The organism is Sphingobacterium anhuiense (genome assembly GCF_042686355.1).
Classification (GTDB): Bacteria; Bacteroidota; Bacteroidia; order Sphingobacteriales; family Sphingobacteriaceae; genus Sphingobacterium; species Sphingobacterium anhuiense.
The window spans coordinates 359146-379100 of the sequence record NZ_JBHUPE010000004.1; the positions used below are offsets into that span (position 1 = coordinate 359146).

Here is a 19955-nt window from a genome sequence, read left to right on the forward strand (position 1 = left end):
ACGCAACGTATAGCTTTGCCGCTAATCAATCTTATTTGTAAAGGCAAAACTCATGTACTTTAAATCATCTAGACTATTGTGGCTGTTAATACCACTTACATGCCACTCACTACCTACAGAAGCAAGCAATTTAAGAATAGCATTGTTGAAAAGTGAACTGAATATTCAACAGCAGCTATCCGGAATCGTGCTCGATGAAGCGGGGCAGCCCATTATTGGCGCGACTGTCCGCAATTTGCGCATCCAACAAGACTATCAGACAGATCATAACGGTCGGTTTGTGATGGATGGAAAAGTCGGAGATACCATCTCTATCCGGTTCATTGGTTTTACTACCGTACAACAGACCATTACTTCTCAAAGTGGATTTCAGATTAAGATGGTTTCAGAAGGGCAACAGCTTGAAGAAGTGATGGTATCCATTGGTTATCAGAAAGTCCGCAAATCTGATGTAACAGGAGCTATTGCGAGTGTAAAAGCAGATGAGCTCAACCTGACATCACCAAAACTGTCGCAAGCTTTAGTCGGCAAAATAGCTGGTGTACAAGTCATGCAAACCAGCGGTGCACCCTATGAGGGAACCAAAATTAAGGTACGCGGAATAGGATCTATCAATGCAGGTTCAGATCCTTTGTACGTTATTGATGGATATCCTTCAGGCAATAACTTAAATATCAATCCCAATGATATTGAGACCATCGATATCCTCAAAGATGCCGCTTCTGCCGCGATCTATGGTTCTAGAGCTGCAGGAGGTGTGGTTCTTATTACCACCAAACGTGGTAAAGAGGGACGTAGTAATATAGATTACGAAGTATTAGGCGGTTTTGGTCAGTTATCAAAAAAGATAGATCTATTAAATGCAGCCGAATTTATCGATTTACTGATCGATGGAAGAAATAATGCTTACAAAGACCTGGTCACTGGTAGAGGATTGACTTGGAATGATAATATGCGCTTAGACAGCAATGCCGACCGCGTCGCCCGTGTAAGTAATGCCGGTTCGGTTTCGATTCCAGAAGAGTATTACGATTTTTCGACAGGTCTAGCTAAGAAAGCAAAATATGATACTGATTGGCAGGATGCTTTGTATCGCAATGCACCTTTTCAACGGCACAACGTATCCGCATATGGTGGAAATGAAAAAAACAGATACTTTTTAAGTACCTCATATCAAGATCAAGACGGTATAATGTTGGGTACTGGACAACAGGTTTTTAATTTTAGAGCCAATGTCGATGCTAAGGTCAGCAAGCGACTTACTGTAGGTACCAACGTATCTTTCACCTACAATGATAACGATGAGGTAACCACAGGTCGCTATGACAGTAGTCCTTCTATGGCCGCATTGATCTATTTACCTACGCTGCCCGTTTATAATGAGGATGGTAGCTATGCCAAATTTTTAATGGCAGATTTATCTGCCAATAACTATGGTGTGCAAAATCCAGAAAACCCATTGGCCTATGTCACTGAAATCAAGAATAATAGACGCGGGAAGCGAGGTCTGTATAATGCTTTTGCTGATTTCTCTATTTTTGATGGTTTAAATATAAAAGTAAATGGTGGATTGTCAACTTATGATGAGAAGCACGACTATTATCGACCGACAAGTATTTCAAATGGCAATAACGCACCCTATTCAAATTCTGCAAAAGCTGCGGCTTATGCCGATGCCACTACCCGAAGTGAAATCGACAAATTAGTCGAAACGACCTTAAATTATAATAAGACATTTGCAGAAAAACACCAAGTTACGGCCCTATTAGGTTATTCAGCTCAACGGACAGATATCGACTATATGTCTGTTCGCGCCAACGGATTTCAGAATGATGCGATCGATGAGATTACCAATAAAGGAGCAGATCCTTCAAATTTTCAGTTGCGTGATGCTTACAAAAGAATAACAACAATGCAGTCGTACTTTAGCCGAGTCAATTACAGTTATGACTCCAGATATTTTCTATCCGCGTCATTCCGTACCGACGGTTCATCCCGGTTTGGACCCAAAACCAAATGGGGTACATTTCCTTCCGTATCTGCGGGCTGGACAATTTCAAAAGAAGATTTTTATGATGCTTGGTTAGGAGCGGGGTCGATGATGAAACTGAGGGCAAGCTGGGGGAAAAGTGGAAACAACAATATTGGCGATTATAATGCCATCACTACATACAATTCACCCACAGGTGTGATCATTGGTGATAAAGTAGAAACCTCATTAGCGCCAGGAGATATACGTGACCCGAAATTAGGTTGGGAAACCACCTCACAATACAATGCTGGTTTGGATTTAGGACTTCTTAGAGGTCGCTTGAATATCATGACCAATATTTATTTGAGTCGTTCGTCCGATATGCTCTTCAATCAGCCGATCACCGCAGTATCGGGAGCGACGACCATATTGACCAATCTGCCTAATAGTAAAGTCGAAAATAAAGGGTTTGACCTTCAGGTCGATGCTACCTTGATCCGTAAAAAGGACTTTGATTTAGGTATCAGTGGTAACATCAATGTCAACCGAAATAAAGTACTTGATCTTGGTGGAGGTTCTACCATTATGACCAATGGGGCAGAGCGCTCATACATCACACATATTACCCAAGAAGGCAGTCCAATCGGCATGTTCTATGGATTCAAAGTGTTGGGAGTAGCTACCGAAGAGAACTATAAAAGTGTTGCCCCATCTGCAGGTTCAACCAATCCATTGCAGCCGGGTGATCTTTATTTTGAAGATGTAGATGGTAATGGTATTGTAAACGATGAAGACAAACGTATTATCGGTAGTCCACATCCCGATTTTACCTACGGATTTGCGATCAGTACACGGTATAAAAACTTTGACTTAAGAGCTTCGTTCAATGGATCCCAAGGTAACAAAGTTTTGGATGGCTACGATTATTACCTGTATAATATGGAAGGGTCAGGCAATCAATATGCAGATGTTGCACAACGCTATAGATCAGCTTCAAATCCAGGTAATGGTGAAGTATATCGTGCCTCACGTGGTGGAACCCAGAGTAACAGCACACGTCTGTCGACCTTCTACCTACAAGATGGTTCATTCCTTCGGATGACAAATATCATCCTGGGTTACAGTCTGCCAAGTGCAACAGCAAACAAGTTATCCCTTTCGGGCGTTCGGATATCCGCGAGTGTGGACAATCCATTTACCATCAGTAAATACAAAGGTTACAACCCCGAACCCGATTACAATCAACGCGGCAATCTGACTCCAGGTGTTGATTACGGTCTGTACCCATTGGTACGTTCATTCAATCTCGGATTAAAAGTTACATTTTAAAAAAATCGACTATCATGAAAAAAAGATATTTACTACCCTTTGTTCTTCTCGCATTATCCTCTTGCAATAAAGATTTCCTAAATCAGGAAAGCCCCAATGCGGTCTCTGTCGGCACATATTTCAAGTCTGAAAACGACGTATTGTTAGCTGTTAACGGTTTGTACCAAGCATTGCGCTCCGGAAGCACCATCGGCGAGTCCAGTGCACTTTACAGCGAAGAGCGTTCGGATAATACCGGACGCGATGATAACCAGTCCAATGCAGGAGAACCCTTCCAGTTTAATGATTTCTCCATATTGCCCAGTAACTCTTATATCAAAACACACTGGTCTGCTATGTACGATGGAATTGCACGTTGCAATACGCTGTTGTCCAATATCGACCGTGTAACATTTGCCGACAATGCAGTCAAAGAACGTTACATTGCCGAGACCAAGTTTGTGAGAGGACTCTTATATTTCCATATGGTACGTAAATTCGGTGATATTCCGTTGTCAACGGTCGAGATCACGACCAAAGAGCAAGCGGCCGAAATTGCCTATAGACAAAAAGAAGCTACTGTTTATCAGCAGATCGTAACAGATCTAACTGATGCTCTGAACAGCAACCTGCCCAATGTGCAGTGGCAGTATGCTGTAGGGCGAACTTCCAAGGCAGCCATCAATGCTATTTTAGGACAGGTTTATCTGACTATGGGAGCAACCTTGGCAGGCGATAAACAAACTAATTTTCAAAAAGCAGAGCAATATCTGACAGCATCATACGGCATGCGTACATTTGGCAAGCTTACGGAGATTCCTTATACGGAAGTCTTCGATGTTAGCAAAAAAAGTACCTGTAAAGAATTGGTAATGCAGATTCAGTATCTGCAAGGTGACCAAAACTACAGTTCAAGTATCGCACGCAATAATCAGGCGAGAGGAGAAAACATCAATTCGAAATTTATATCAACAGGTATCGGAGGCAATGTTAAGCATGATCTTGTAAAAGATTATGAAGATCAAGATCTGCGCAAGATTTTTTCTATCAAATTTGCCGAACATGCACAAGTTAAAGATTGGTTTATCACCAAATTTAGAGATAACAGTGAAGGTGCAGGAACCGAAGGAAGAGGAGGAAATGATTGGATACTGATCCGTTATGCCGACGTAATGTTGCTCCTTGCAGAAGCGAAGATGAATTTGGGTAAAGATGCAGAAGCTATTGCTTTGCTCGACGAGGTTAGGCTTCGAGCAGGCTTACCATCATATGCAGTTTCAAGGACTAATGCCAGTTACGCAGCCAAATACCCGACATTGAAAGAGGCTATTTTGCATGAACGCCGTGTAGAACTTGCCTTTGAAAATCACAGATGGTTTGATCTCATCCGTAATTATGATGCAAATGCACTGGTCGAATATTTTAAAAAGAAGAGTCAGGCCGACTATGGTAATGCCAAGTTATCCAATATTTCGATTAAAGATCGCTACTATCCGATACCATTTGACGAGTATAAGCTAAATCCTGAAAAGATGTATCAAAATACAGGATACTAAATTAGTGACAAACTACTCTTATGATCAATACGATAAAAATATGGCTTCTGGTCCTAGGTACATGCCTTTCGAATGTAACCTGGGGCCAGGAGTTTCATAGCGATAGAAGCCCACAAGATTGGGTGATCGCCAAAAACTATTATGCCTCTTTTATTCTAAGTCAAGATAGCGTACTGACTGGACAATTATTGTCTCTGCCTGAAGTTCAAAATCTACTAAAAAAACGGCATAGCCGCTACCTCAACAATACTAAATGTGCAGACGTAGCATGCTTTGTGGATGCCTTCAAATGGAAACAACAGGAGATTGATCTTTTAGTGAACATTTTTGTTGCTAACACCAAAAGCCAGAAAGGGCAATCCTTCCGCAATCGGCTGATGGATTCACAGACCTATGGGCTTTCACATGGAAAGAAAGCCGATGAATACCTTGCTCGCGCATTGCGACAGGATCTTGAAGCAATGAACTATGTGATCGATGTTTATGCCGGAGCTAAGAAACCTAATTATCCGCGTATAGATTCTATTTCTTTTAATATTACCAGTAAATCATATCTACACTTGCTCAAAGATGTGGCACAGGACGTTCTCAAAGATGTACAGCAACCTAAGTTAGCATTCTACGAATCACTTTGGACAGCTGTTAGGCTATTGGAAGTTAACGAAAGATGGGACGCGGCACAATTGGAACCTTTGATGCAGTTGGAGAATAAGAAAGCATACGAAGCGATCCGAAGAACAGATTTTGACCGCTATCCTTATAGCCTGTTATTGACTTTAGGAGCAGGACCAGATCAATACGGTCAACCAATCAGTCCCGGCGGGATGTTGCGTTCCAGAATGGCAGCTCGCAGTTATTTCGATGGATTAGCTCCCTTTATTATAGTTTCAGGCGGACGTGTACATCCCTATAAGACCCCCTACATCGAAGCGCTGGAGATGAAAAAATACCTGATGCAGGTACTCGGTGTGCCCGAAGAAGCAATTTTGATTGATCCACATGCACGCCATACCACCACTAACCTGCGTAATACTGCCCGTATCCTGTTGACTTATGGATTTCCGAAAGATAAATTTGCAATCGTTAATAGCAGTGTACCACATATCGATGCTGTTCAAAATATGACCGATCGCTGCATGCGGGAATTAGGGTATGTGCCGTATGAGCTTGGAAAACGCATCAGTGATGTCATTATGGAGTTTAAACCGCGTATAGAATCTCTAACCATAGATCCGGATGAACCGTTAGATCCTTAGCTGTTTCTGATTCTTTCTTCAATTTTTATATATTTCCATTACTAACCCCATAATTATAGTAATTTACAGGTCTCTTTTTGAGACCTGTGAACAGCGTTATGAAAAAATACTTGAGACAATTATCGACCAGCTTTTTAATGTCATTTATTTCCTTTTTAGCACTTCACGCTCAGACAAAGACCGAATTGACAAATGTATTTCTTGGATCTTCTGGAGATCACGGACAGCTATCTCCGGCCGCATCTTCACCTTTCCATCAGATGAGTATCGCTCCTCAAACCTATCCCACGTTGCATATGGGGTATGAGCACCTCGCTAAAGAAATATTGGGATTTACCCACAATAGATTTGAAGGTGTGGGTTGTAAGGGGAGCGGAGGTCTCATTTTGATAAAGCCATTTCTAGGACATCAGGATGATGGCAAACCTCTGATTAAAGAGCAGGAAAAGGCAGGGCCGGGATATTATGACATTGCATTAAAGGGTCGTATAAAAGTACAATTTGCAGTGCATGAAAACTTTGGAATTCATCAATATACCTTTCCTGAAGGAGAAAAAGGACTGACATTAGATCTTGCACATGCATTCAATGGTGCATTTGTATCCAATAGCTATACCATTGATAAGAATGGTATCATCAAAGGAACTGTCAGATCAAAAACAACCTGTGGCGTAGGTGTATACAGCATACATTATGCAATCTCCGCCACATCCAGCAACCTTTGGATAGGAACGGATAATCACCTGACTCTTCATTTGGACAAACAGGTAAAAAAAACAACATTACGGATCGCTTTTTCTGCTGTAAGTCCAAATTATGCTGAGGCCACTTTAAACATTAATAGCAATAAAACTTATGATCAGGTAAAAACTGCTTCCGATAATCGCTGGGAAAGCTATCTGATGGGTATTATAGTTAAAGGAGATCCTGATCGCGAGAAGCTTTTCTATTCCTTGCTTTATCGTACCCTTCAGTCACCCTATCAGATCAATGAATCAGACGGTAACTATAGAGGCACAGATGGACAAGTCCACCAGTCCAAAGGCAGACGTTATCATGGATGGGCTATCTGGGACAATTACAAAACACAGCTACCTCTATTAGAACTACTCTATCCACAGCAATATCAGAATATTGTTTCTTCGGTTTCAGATCTTTATCGTTATGGAAAATTTGATTTTGCAGGACCAAATGAACCTGCGAATTCCGTTCGGACAGAACATGCTGCGGTAGTGTTGCTAGATGCCAGTAAAAAGGGATATGATATACATTTAGCCACAATCCGTGACTCTTTGGTGCACGACACGCTGCGTTTTGATTTTTCAAAACCAGATAAATATTTAGAAGCTGCTTATGATATGTGGGCTATGGCAGGTCTTTTCCAGGCAGAACGTAAGCATTACCTGGACCGAGCAAGCAGTTACAGAACAGTTTGGTTAAAAGAATTCAAGGATCTTAATCGTCCGGATGTAGATCGTATGTCAGCAAGAAATATGTATCAAGGTACAATCCGTCAATACCGCTGGAATGTACCCTTTGATATGCAGGGATTAGTAGACCTGGCAGGAGGTAAAGAAACATTCACTGCGCAATTGGATGATTTTTTTGATCATCATTATTTTAATCGTGCCAACGAACCCGATATACAGTCACCCACATCCTATTATGGCAGCAGTAAGCCATCACGCTATCAATCATTGATACGGGAGCTGGCGCTGGATACGGTAATACAATATTACTTTAATGACAATAGCCGTGGTATAGATCCCTTCATAGACCGAATCTACAAGAACCAACCTAAAGCATTTATACGTACCATGGATGACGATGCCGGCGCCATGTCAGGTTGGTTTATATTGACGGCACTGGGCCTACATCAGCCTTTGATCGGACAGCCTATTTATTATGTCAGCGTCCCTTTATTTCCAGAGATCGTTGTACAGCGTGGAGAGCAGAAACTTAAGATTAAGGTGCTCAACTACAGTGATAAAAATAGCTATGTCAAACGGATTTTGCTAAATGGTAAAGATATCAACAGAATTTGGATACATCATGAAGAACTTGATAAAGGTGGATTACTGGAGATAGAAGCAAGCGCCGAACCTTCTACTTATGGTACAGCCAATATCTGGGTTTCAGATTTGAAACAGCGAGATTAAGAGCTGATTAAAGTGATTAATAAACACCCGTTTTGGATCACCAAACGGGTGTTTTATGAGTTTGGAGGATGGCTGTAAATTAATCATTGAAATCTAAGTAGATTCTTTTATACGTATTTGTACCAATATCCTGATTTCCTGCAAAAGGAAAAAACACGAGAAAACCACCTGCTATGGTTTCACTTGGTACGATTAAGTCACCATTTTTAGCTATGGCGAAGCAGGATGTTGTCGAGATAAATCTATTTAATAAAATGTAAATGTCCACATCTGTCTTTCGAAGCGAGATAAAGTTTTGTGGTTCCGATTTGATTTTTATTGTTTTTTTCCGCAAAACATGACCCCCAGTATCAATCAATTTAAAATGAATTTTATTTTTGCTAATTAATTCCAATGAAGTTTTGTAAAGAAATTGGAGGCTATCCCGTTTATAATAACCCGGCTCAATGAAATTCCAGAAACAGTCAACATTTTCCTTTGAACTCTTTTCCAGAATGGGATTTATTCGGTTCCCTATTTTCAGTGGAAAATTATCAAAGGTGTAGACCTCTTGGGATGTTATTTTAGAAACAGTGTAGTCATCGGCAGTTTTTGCTAAATATTTCGGAGATATTGAACTGCAGGAACTGTATAACAGAACAAATAGTACTGAAAGTAATCCAACAAAAATGCGATATTCTTTTTTTGCATAAGCTTTAGTTCTTCTCATAATCAGTTAACAATTAGTGTTTAATCATTCGTTAAAAGAAACTCATGTTAACAGTTAAAGATACGTTTACTTATTTTTAATAACATCATTTATTTGCTTTTGTGTATATGCTTTATAAACCACCCCGAGTCTTTGTGCATTTTCTTCTACTGTAGAATCAAAACCAGCTTTTTTGCGTCTCTTATTTACGTTTTTAGCATCTTTAATAGGCATTACATATTCAAATGGCTCTTTTTTACCCGTTTTTGGATTATTCACCATTTGCATATATACTTGGGTACCGTATATCTGTTCTTTTCCTTCGCTAGTAAGTTTTCTGTCCAGCATCATAGCAACATACCGAAAAGGTAATTCTTTATTCTTTCCTGCATTTTCAATTAATTTATAATACTTTGAGATTTTATCTGAATGCTGTACCACATAAAAAACAGCTGTATTTTCAGGTTCACCAACTAATGTTTTACCTGGGTAACCATATTTTTCAATGATATGCTCGACCTTTTCAATATTTATTGAATCAATTTTTTGCATAATTTTCCAGTTACTTTTATCGAGTAAAGCTCTCGGGTAATTGAGGAATTGCGCAATGGTATCTTTCCTTTCATCCGTAACCTGCGGATCTAAAAATTCCCTTATACCCTGATCAGTTCGTAGAATGGTATCCAATTGTTTCTTTAATTCCAGATTTAATGGCTTTTGAGCATAACAGCTTATGCTAATGAGTGCTAATACTGATAGGAATACTTCTTTCATAATTACAACTTATTTTACTTATCAAAAATACATGATAGGAAAAAACTAAAAAGGTATAAATCGGACAACTTTCACATCAGTTTAAATACTGAACTCCCATTTCCAGGCAGGAAAGTGCCTTTTTTAAAGGATCTCAATGCACAACCCGTAAATTGTACAAATTCTTTTCTGAAATGGGATGAATCGTAATAGTCTTCTGTAATTAAAAATTTGTGATATGCGTTTGTATTTTTTGAGTATTGAGCATCAAGTGCATTTCTAAATCTAATTATTTTTTTAAAGAGGGAAGGATTGCAACCAACATACTTTTTAAAGTACCGTAGGAAATTTCGTTCAGACATACAGGCGGTTGCTGCCAGCTCTTTCACGGTCAATTTATTGACTTCAGAAGTGCTGTTATAAATTCGTTCTAATGGATCCCCTTTGTGTACGCTTAAATTCAATAAAAGAAATTCTTCGAGGCTTTCAATTCTCTTTTCTAAAGGAATTGCGAAGAGTTGTGAAGCAAATTTAGACCATTTGGATTCGCTCAGTAATTGATGTGACTGAGCTGCTATTTCTACAAATGGCAGCTCAAAAAAATAGTTGATACCGCAGGGTGTAAAATTAATGCCTATTTCGTCTACAGGATCATCAAACGTGATTAGTGTCGGTTGTGTTAATCTACCCAATACAATAATTTCAGGCCCATGGGTTTCATCTCTTGTGAAGGTAACTTTGTTGGGCTGTATGGATATCGAGGTATGATTAAATAAGGCTAGACATGTGCCCAAATTTGGAAACGCTGTATACCTTAAAGGAAAGGTCTCTCCATGATGTGACACTGTAAAACAGGTAATATATTTTTTTAGTTGATCGGAAAATGGTATAATATTGGTAAACATAATAGTATATCTAAAAAAATTATAAAAGGAGATATATCTTAAAGATAATAAGATTATCGCGCACTTGCACCTATAAGAGGCACATTTCCAAAAGTTATCTCCCGTATGATCTTTAGTTTTTTCTTATGCCTCACTATCCTGTCTAACTGGTTATTTCTATCATTACAATCAATCTATGACCACGAAGATGGATAATAATACCAATTCCATCATTACTGAGCAACATGGAATTGATAAAAAAATAATATTCTATTTCCAATAATTAGTTTATAATTGCTGTTCATTATAAACAAGCTATAATTCGTATTTTCAAGTCTCACATGATATTAGAAAATTAGGAAGAAGCGATCGCATATTTGCGATTATAACAAAAGTGGAATTCATAGGGCTGATTAAAGAATGATGATTTAAAAGGATAATTGATAAAATGGATAACAGGAGAGATTTTCTAAAAAAAGCGGCGATGCTAACAGGTGGTATGTCCTTGTCGCAACTGCTACCTCAATCTATTGCTAAGGCCATTGCTATAGATCCTACATTAGGGAGTACGTTTTACGATGCAGAACATGTTGTGCTGCTTATGCAAGAAAATAGATCATTTGACCATGCATTTGGCACGCTAAGGGGAGTTCGAGGATTTAACGATCCACGTGCTATCCGGCAGCCCAATAACCAAAAAGTCTGGTTACAGACACAAGCTGATGGTAAAACATATGCTCCTTTTCGACTGGATATTAAAGATTCTAAAGTCACTTGGATGGGCTGTCTGCCACATAATTGGACAGACCAGACCGATGCACGTAATCAGGGCAAAATGAATCGATGGCTGGATGTAAAACGTTCGGGATTTAAAGATTTTAAAGAGATGCCCTTAACATTGGGTCATTATACGCGTGAAGATATACCGTTCTACTATGCCATGGCCGATGCATTTACCATCTGCGATCAACATTTTTGTTCCAGTCTAACAGGCACCAATCCCAATAGGCTTTATTTTTGGACAGGCAATATCAGAGAAAAACTGACCGATAAAGCACTGGTCTGGAACGGAGATTCCGAGTTCAGTGGTAAAGCCACATGGAAAACTTTTCCTGAACGCCTTACGGACAGCGGAGTGGACTGGAAAATCTATCAAAATGAAATATCTTCCAGTAGTGCCGGTTATAGTGGTCGAGAAAACAGTTGGTTGGGGAATTTTGGGTGTAATGTAATGGAATATTTCCCTCAATATGCTGTCAAATATAGCAAGCGTTATCAAGATCTATTGATTGAAAAAAGAAAGCAGATCGACGTAAAACTTGAAGAGCTAAAGGAAAAAGGCATAGCAACTGGGGAAGAGTACGAGAAATTACAAAAACGACTGCAAGAAACCTTAAAAGAGCAAGAGCTGTATACGGACGAAAACTTTGAGAAGTTAAGCGCATACACAAAAGAAATCCACCGACGTGCATTTGTCAATAACAGTGCTGCTCCAGACTATATGGAGCTCGAGCAGATGGAATATCAAGAAGGCGATGAGACCCGCCAACTCCAAATACCGAAGGGTGATATCTTGTATCAGTTTAGAGAAGATGTGGACAGTGGCAAACTGCCTACGGTATCTTGGCTGACGGCACCGCAGCTTTTCTCGGATCACCCTGATTCACCTTGGTTCGGGGCCTGGTATGTCAGTGAAGTCATGGATATCTTAACCAAAAATCCAGAAGTATGGAAAAAGACGATCTTTATCCTTACTTATGACGAAAATGATGGTTATTTTGACCATGTGGCACCTTTTGCGGCGCCAAACCCTTATCGTCAAGATTCAGGTAAAGTTTCTCAAGGCATCGACACACGGTTGGAATATGTAACAAAAGAAGAGCAATATCATCCCGAAAGCGGCCGTGAAAGTAACATCGGCCTTGGGTATCGTGTACCGATGATCATAGCTTCTCCATGGTCCCGTGGAGGTTGGGTAAATTCACAGGTGTTTGACCACACCTCACCATTACAGTTTTTAGAGCGGTTCATTAATCACAAAACACGTTCTGATATCAAAGAGACTAATATTACAGCATGGAGGAGGGCCGTTTGTGGAGATTTAACCTCCGCTTTTAGACCTTACAAAGGAGAAGTTATAACAAAACCCGAATTTGTTCAGAAAAACCCATTTATTAAAAGCATTCATCAAGCACAATATAAAGATGTGCCCAAAGGATTTAAAGCCTTAAATCAAGCTGAAATAGATCAAATAGAACAAGATCCTCGAACTTCACCCTACTTCCCGAAACAAGAGAAGGGGAATAGAGATTCATGTGGGCTTCCTTATGAACTCTATGTTGATGGATATTTTGATCAAGAAAATGCAGCATATAAGATCTCCTTTGAGTCTGCAAACCACGTATTCGGTACCGCATCAGCAGGAGCAGCATTTACCGTTTACAGCGAAACTTCTTATCATAATGAACAAGGAAGAAGTTGGAATTATGCTACCGTTGCAGGGGACCGGTTGCAGGATAGCTGGTCATTAGAAGCCTTCGAAAAGCCTGCTTATAAATTAAGCGTTTACGGTCCCAATGGTTTTTTTCGAACATTTGCCGGAGGTAAAGAAAACCCGAAAATTAATATTTCTTGTCGTTACGAAAGTGATAAAAAAGGTAAAGGATTTACAGGCCGATTGCTGGTTGAGATCACGAATCATGAAGACCGTCAGGTTGAAGTATTGCTTCAAGATAACAGCTATGGACAACCGCCACGTAACATCAAGGTGCGTGCAGGTTCGACCTCGGTGGCCGAAGTTGATTTATCCAAACAGCATTTTTGGTATGATATAAAAGTAAGCTGTACTGGATACTTGAACTATTTCGAGCAATTTGCAGGACGTATTGAAGTTGGACAAAACGCGAAAAGCGATCCATTAATGGCATAAAAGTCGTAACGATCCTTCTATTATTAAACAAAAAGCATCATACACCTCAAATTGTATGGTGCTTTTACTTAGATGCAAATTAATAGCGTACCATTCTATATCTGATTCCTTTTATCGGCTATAAGTTTAATTCAATGTGGCTATTACTGCTGACATACTGCTGTCACCCGTCATCGTTATCTTCGTTTAAATATTAAAAATCAAAAAATGAACAACATTACTATTGAAGAAAAGAAGATTATCGGTATGACCATTAGAACTACCAATGAAAATGGACAATCTGCAAATGATATCGAATTATTATGGCAAAAGTTTTGGAAAGATGAAACCATACATCAATTCGAGCAAAAGATAAATAACGACATCTATGCCGTTTATACAAATTATGAAACAGATTTTACAGGCCATTACGATACCATTATCGGATATGAAGTAAGTACATTAACGGTGGTTCCAGAAGGACTTGTCGGTCTAGTGATCGAAGGGGGAGAATATGCTGAATTTGTATCCAAAGGAAAGATGCCAGAAGCCGTATTCAATACTTGGTTGGGCATTTGGGGTGATGAAGAATTTAATTCAAAAAGAGCCTACAAAGCAGATTTTACCGTACATGGTGAAAAATACAATGATGGTCCTGAGGCAGAGGTAGAGACCTTTATCTCCATAAAGTAATAATAGTTATTGTATTTTGGTTTTGTAGCGGTACCAAAAAAATATAAATAAGATAGTATTAAAATAAAAGCCGTTTGGAATGACCAAACGGCTTTTTATATGACCTTATTTTTGATGCCGTATTTTGCTTCAACTTTTTGAAAATCGAATAGTAAGAGATTCATGCATCATACAATATGAAGTATAACAGCAATATTTAGGTTGTTGCTAAGAAGTAAAATGTTTAAAACACCTTTTTAAACACGTAGATTATTAATCAAATCAAAAGATATTAAATCAAGTGGACATGTTTTCATTTAAAAGTTTAGTATTGCTTTTGGTAGTTATTACCAAATCTCTTAAATTATTCCAGCGGTTCAGAAATTCAGTCGGGAAGCTGAAGTAAAATTCTTTAAATTTTTTCAATTGTTAACGTTTTATGTATGATTTGTTTATATTAGTCAAGCCAATCAACGAACCATAAACATGTACGATATTAAGGATTTTAGTGAAGAGCAAAAACATAAAATCGCCATTATGCGTGATGAATATGTGTTTAAGGAGTTCTTCAGTAAAAATTTAGAAATTCTGGAGGAATATGCCTTATCCATTGTTAAAGACGATTGTCACGCTGAAGATGTCGCTAGCGAAGTATTTTGGGAGATCTGGAATATGGGTCCAAAGCTTATGGAGATCAAATCAGTGTCTGCCTACTTATACCGGGCAACAAAAAATAAATGTCTCAATCTATTACGAAATAAAATAGTTCGTTACGAATCTGTTGAACTGCATTGTAATACCTTAATCGACGACCTATCTCCTGAAGCACTTCTAATATCTACCGAGAAAACCAAAGAGATTGAATTTGCAATCAATCAATTATCACCAAAAACCAAAGAAGCATTTCTTTTGGTAAAAGACTGCCAGATGACCTATAAACAAGCGGCCGAAAGCATGGGTATCGCAGTCAAAACAGTAGACAGACACATGCAGATTGCAATCGAAAAATTATATTTTCTATTAAAAGCAAAAAAATAACATATCGTATTGGGGATTTTGCTCTTTTCATGTGTCTTGCTATTAAACCATGAATATGTCATCAGCAGATCAGCAATATTTACAATTGATTCATAAAGTTTTGAACCAGTCGATTTCGGGTTCAGAATTGGATGAGCTGTATCGTCTAATGGCTGAAGATGAAAATAGAATCGATCTCTATCTCTTTCTAACACAGAGCAAAAGTATATCTGGAAAAAAAACAATCCCCAAAGAAACACGCTACGAAAGATCAAAGCAAAAATTTATGTCTGCTGCTGTTTCCCAAGAACCTGTAATAGCACAACCAATAGAGCCTGAACGTAAAGTGCGAAAATATAGATTCTCAATAGCAGCAGTGATTATATTTTTCATTTTAGCAATAGGAGTTACTTACATCTATATGCCAGTAGCTAGTAATGATAGCATCACACTTGTATCCGCCAAGGGAGAGCGTAAATTCTACAGGTTAAAAGATGGTACGGAAATCTGGTTGAATGGCGAGAGCCAATTGGAATATAACACGTCATATGGACATAGTAACCGTGATGTGAAATTATCCGGTGAAGCTTACTTTAATGTTGCAAAAAACAAAAATCTACCTTTTCATGTCGATTCTTATGGCAACAGAATTGAAGTATTAGGTACTCAATTTAATGTCAGAGCCTATCCTGAAGAACAGAAAATGGAAACAGCATTGATTGAAGGGAAGGTCAATCTACAAATAAAAGACAATGGTAAATATCGTCAATATATTATGCTGCCGGGAGACAAAATCGAAGTAACCAACATCATGACTAATGCCATGCGTATCAGTAAAAATCGTCAGAATACTTCTCCTGATAACACACAAGTAATTATTGATATGAAAAAAGCTACCGCTACAAACGGTGAACAACTGGATATTCTTTGGACTAAAAATAAGCTTGTTTTTCAAAATGATCCATTGGAACTTATGACAAAAAAAATGGAACGGTGGTACAATAAAACGATTGTTATAGAAAATGAAAGACTCATGAATGAGTCTTTTACGGGTGTATTTGAGGAAAAAACCTGTAAAGATTTACTTGACCTGTTAATTAAAACAGGTGTCAATTTACAGTACACAGAAAAACAAGACAGTATATTAATTTATTAAAAACCCAAAATTATGAATCAAACCTTTACAAAAAAGGGTATATCGTAACGATATACCCTAAAAGATGAATGAACAAGCACAAAGCCCTAGTAAAGTAATGTGCTTAATTACTAACTTCTAATATCTAAATTATGAAAAAAAATTCACATGTCGTCAGTCATGTGCCAATTCTTTATTACCTAAAGTGGCTCTTCATGGTAAAATTTACGCTGTTGCTTATTGTAGCTTTGGGCTACAACAGTTATGCAAATTCGACACTTGCGCAAGGCAACATTACTTTAAAAAACAAAAGCATAAAGTTTAAAACTTTACTACAGCTGATCGAAAAACAAACTGATCTACGTTTTATCTACAATGACAACCAGATTGACAAATTTGTGATCAGCGATGTAAATGCAATTAAAAAACCATGGAATGAACTGTTAGAACCTATTTTAGAAAAAACAGGTCTTAAAATGCAGGAGATCAATGGTGGCCGGATTATTATTTCACCAATCGTAGTACAGGACCCCAGGTTTCATGGTAAGATCATCGATAGCAAAGGCGAACCTTTACCAGGAGTATCCATTAAGGAAAAAGGATCTGATAGGAGTACACTTACAAATGAAAAAGGAGAATTTACGATTGCGGTTAAAAATACACAAAGTACGATCTTAATCAGTAGTGTCGGTTTTGTATCAAGAGAGGTATCGTACTCATCTGCTTTTCAATCTATTCAGTTAGCCGACGATCTTGCTCAACTTGAAGAAGTCGTTGTCGTTGGTTATGGAGCACAAAAGCGCGTCAATTTGACCGGTGCCGTTTCCGCAATTAGCGGACGTGAACTTGAAAACAGACCTGTTGTCAATGCAACACAAAGCTTACAAGGGATCGTACCGGGACTGAATGTCAGCGTTGGAGGAAATACTAAGCCTGGTCAAAGTTTCAATCTCAATGTACGCGGAGTTGGAAACATCAGCGGAACCGATGGCCCATATGTACTTGTAGACGGAATGGAGATGTCACTTGCAGATATCAATCCAAGCGATATTGAAAACATTTCAGTACTGAAAGATGCGTCGGCATCTGCTATATATGGATCAAGAGCAGCATATGGAGTTATATTGGTAACAACCAAAAAAGGTACAGCTGGAAAAAAAGTAATCAGTTTTACCGGCAATACCGGAATTACTTCACCTGTTAGATTACCCGATATGGCTAATTCCGTAGAATTTGCCAACTTCTTCAATGCAGCGACCTTTAATGCATTGGGTACGAAGCAATATTCGGAAGACAAGATTGCGCTATTGCAACAGTATATCAATGATCCAAGCAGTCTTTCGATTTTTCCAGAAGTCAACACCAACAATTATGCAAGCTGGGAAAACAGTGCCAATGGAATTGCTAACACCAACTGGTTCAATCTGCATTATAAACCAACTGCTCTACGTCAGAATTATACACTAAACATGAGTGGAGGCAATGCAGGTACGCAATTTTACGTATCGGCAGGTTATTACAACGAAGAAGGAATCTTGCGGTATGCAGATATCGACTATAAACGCTATAATTTCAACAGTTCAGTTTCCTCAGATCTGACCTCTTGGCTAAAACTAAAAGCCAATGTTAAATATACCAGAAGCAATAACCAAACGCCTCTAGCAGGATATGAAGACATGTTCTTCCATAATTTAGCGCGTATGCGTCCCAATGTATCACCTTACGATTTTTATGGTAATTGGAATGAACAATCCATGGTTCCATATTTACAGTCGGGTACAAAAGACGATTTGACAAACAATACACTAGCAATATTAAGTGGTTTGGAAATAAGTCCTTTAAAAAACTGGAAGATATTTGCCGATCTCAATTATAGGTTAGATAATGATGCTAATGATATCTTAAAACTCCCAGGCACAATTTATGGCATTGATGGAGCTTCTTATCTTGTAAATCGTTCAGAATACAATATTCCATTAGGAGGCAGTTTTGAGCGTAAAATGAACAGCAACAATTACCTTACACCTAACATCTATACCAACTACAAATTATCGCTAGACAACCATAATTTTGATGTTACGGCGGGTTTTCAGCAAGAACTAAATCAGTTTAAAGAAATCTACACATCCGCTAGTGATTTGATTAGCTTCGATCGTCCGGGTATAGACCTGTCGACAGGAACCAAATCAAGTAAAGAAGCACGTAATCATTGGGCAACACGTGGTTTCTTTGCGCGTTTGAATTACAATTTCGACCAAAAATACCTCTTGGAAGTCAATGGCCGTTATGATGGTTCTTCCCGTTTCGCGCCCGACAATCGTTGGGGCTTCTTTCCATCGGTATCGGCGGCATACAACATCAGTGAAGAGTCCTTCTTTAAAGATGAAGTCAGCTGGGTCAATCAGCTGAAAATACGAGGTTCATACGGATCATTAGGAAATCAGGCTGGAGCAGGACTCTATGCGTACTCGGAAAACATGAGCATCATCGTACCAGGTGCCAACGGAGCAGGAGGAAGGTATTATTTTGAAAATGGCCGCGAGAGTTATATCAACGCTCCGGGTGCTTTCAATCCATTGATCACCTGGGAAACTGTACGTAGCGCCAATTTTGGTCTTGATTTTACGGCATTCAAATACAGATTGACCGGTGCAATTGATATCTATCAGCGCAACACCAAAGATATGCTCGGTCCATCTCGAGATGTAGCCGATCTTTTCGGTACAGTACCCGCAAAAAGTAACAATGCTGATTTAAGAACACGCGGTTGGGAAGTTAATGTCAAATGGCGTGATCAGCTTTCCGAAGACTGGAGCTATAATTTGGGCTTAATCCTCACAGATTACAAATCAATGGTTACGAAATATCAAAATCCAACAAAATTTGATCCAAGTGGACAATGGTACGAGGGCAAGACATCTGGTGAAATCTGGGGCTATACCGCCAATCAATTAATCCGTACACAGGCAGAAGCAGATGCTTATAATGAATTGGATCAGTCATTTTTGTCCGCTCGCGATTGGATCCCTGGAGATGTCATGTACCTTGATATCAACAATGATGGAAAAATCAATAATGGAACCAATCGCTTAGGTGATATGGGCGACATTTCCATTATCGGAAACAGCACCCCAAGGTATAGCTATAGTATCTCTGGTGGATTAACGTGGAAAAATTTATCGATGAATATGCTTTGGCAAGGTATTGGTAAAAGAGATTTTAGTCCAGCAGTGGCCGATGCTTACTTCTGGGGAGCAGGTGCTTTAGCGCAAGTGACCGTTTTCAAACAACATTTAGATTACTTCTCCGAAAGTAATCCCGATGCTTACTATCCCAATCCTTATGCAGCACCTGCAGGTGCCATTAATTCTTATATCAATAAGACCCAGCTATCTTCAACCCGTTATTTACAAAGTGCTGCATATTTACGCCTCAAAAACCTGACCATCAGTTATAATATCCCTAAATCACTGATCCAACGCTGGAAGTTCGAGCGTATCAATGTATTCGTTAGTGGCGAAAACTTATTGACTTTTAGTCCATTGGCGAAAATGTTTGACCCAGAAACCATCAATGGAGGTTCAGGTACAGGGAAGATATATCCCTTAAGTAAAGTGTATTCTTTTGGTCTAAACGTTAATTTCTAA

12 protein-coding genes are annotated in these 19955 nt (G+C 38.9%); 9 read left to right on the forward strand and 3 right to left on the reverse strand.

Annotated elements, in window-relative coordinates:
- Positions 1–52 precede the first annotated feature (52 nt).
- From ACFS6I_RS07085 to ACFS6I_RS07100, 4 genes are all read left to right on the forward strand, one after another.
- The gene (locus ACFS6I_RS07085) at positions 53–3301 is read left to right on the forward strand and encodes a SusC/RagA family TonB-linked outer membrane protein (protein ID WP_380919147.1); all 3249 of its coding nucleotides are present in this window, start codon (positions 53–55) and stop codon (positions 3299–3301) included.
- Between the two features lie 14 nt (positions 3302–3315).
- Complete coding sequence (locus tag ACFS6I_RS07090) at positions 3316–4836, forward strand: RagB/SusD family nutrient uptake outer membrane protein (RefSeq protein ID WP_132840299.1); 1521 nt, start codon at positions 3316–3318, stop codon at positions 4834–4836.
- Between the two features lie 20 nt (positions 4837–4856).
- Entirely contained in the window at positions 4857–6092 is a 1236-nt protein-coding gene (locus tag ACFS6I_RS07095; protein ID WP_380919150.1) for a YdcF family protein, read from the forward strand.
- A 98-nt stretch (positions 6093–6190) separates the two neighbouring features.
- On the forward strand, positions 6191–8251 hold the full coding sequence (locus ACFS6I_RS07100; protein WP_380919152.1) for a glycoside hydrolase domain-containing protein: 2061 nt from the start codon (positions 6191–6193) through the stop codon (positions 8249–8251).
- A 79-nt stretch (positions 8252–8330) separates the two neighbouring features.
- Here ACFS6I_RS07100 and ACFS6I_RS07105 read toward each other — a convergent pair whose 3' ends face one another.
- From ACFS6I_RS07105 to ACFS6I_RS07115, 3 genes are all read right to left on the reverse strand, one after another.
- Complete coding sequence (locus ACFS6I_RS07105) at positions 8331–8960, reverse strand: hypothetical protein (RefSeq protein WP_380919154.1); 630 nt, start codon at positions 8958–8960, stop codon at positions 8331–8333.
- Positions 8961–9026: 66 nt separating this feature from the next.
- Positions 9027–9713, reverse strand: coding sequence for a DUF6624 domain-containing protein (locus ACFS6I_RS07110; protein WP_183913644.1), 687 nt, complete (start codon positions 9711–9713; stop codon positions 9027–9029).
- A 71-nt stretch (positions 9714–9784) separates the two neighbouring features.
- Positions 9785–10597: a helix-turn-helix domain-containing protein gene (locus tag ACFS6I_RS07115; RefSeq protein WP_380919156.1), complete on the reverse strand. Its 813-nt coding sequence runs from the start codon at positions 10595–10597 to the stop codon at positions 9785–9787.
- A 427-nt stretch (positions 10598–11024) separates the two neighbouring features.
- On the opposite strand from ACFS6I_RS07115, the gene ACFS6I_RS07120 reads away from it, so the two are divergent.
- The 5 genes from ACFS6I_RS07120 to ACFS6I_RS07140 all read left to right on the forward strand — a co-directional run bounded on the left by ACFS6I_RS07120 (position 11025) and on the right by ACFS6I_RS07140 (position 19955).
- The gene (locus tag ACFS6I_RS07120) at positions 11025–13505 is read left to right on the forward strand and encodes a phosphocholine-specific phospholipase C (RefSeq protein WP_380919158.1); all 2481 of its coding nucleotides are present in this window, start codon (positions 11025–11027) and stop codon (positions 13503–13505) included.
- A gap of 207 nt (positions 13506–13712) precedes the next feature.
- On the forward strand, positions 13713–14177 hold the full coding sequence (locus ACFS6I_RS07125; protein WP_380919160.1) for a GyrI-like domain-containing protein: 465 nt from the start codon (positions 13713–13715) through the stop codon (positions 14175–14177).
- A gap of 465 nt (positions 14178–14642) precedes the next feature.
- The gene (locus ACFS6I_RS07130; protein WP_380919162.1) at positions 14643–15194 is read left to right on the forward strand and encodes an RNA polymerase sigma factor; all 552 of its coding nucleotides are present in this window, start codon (positions 14643–14645) and stop codon (positions 15192–15194) included.
- 55 nt (positions 15195–15249) lie between these two features.
- The gene (locus tag ACFS6I_RS07135; protein ID WP_380919164.1) at positions 15250–16329 is read left to right on the forward strand and encodes a FecR family protein; all 1080 of its coding nucleotides are present in this window, start codon (positions 15250–15252) and stop codon (positions 16327–16329) included.
- Positions 16330–16460: 131 nt separating this feature from the next.
- Entirely contained in the window at positions 16461–19955 is a 3495-nt protein-coding gene (locus ACFS6I_RS07140; RefSeq protein ID WP_380919166.1) for a SusC/RagA family TonB-linked outer membrane protein, read from the forward strand.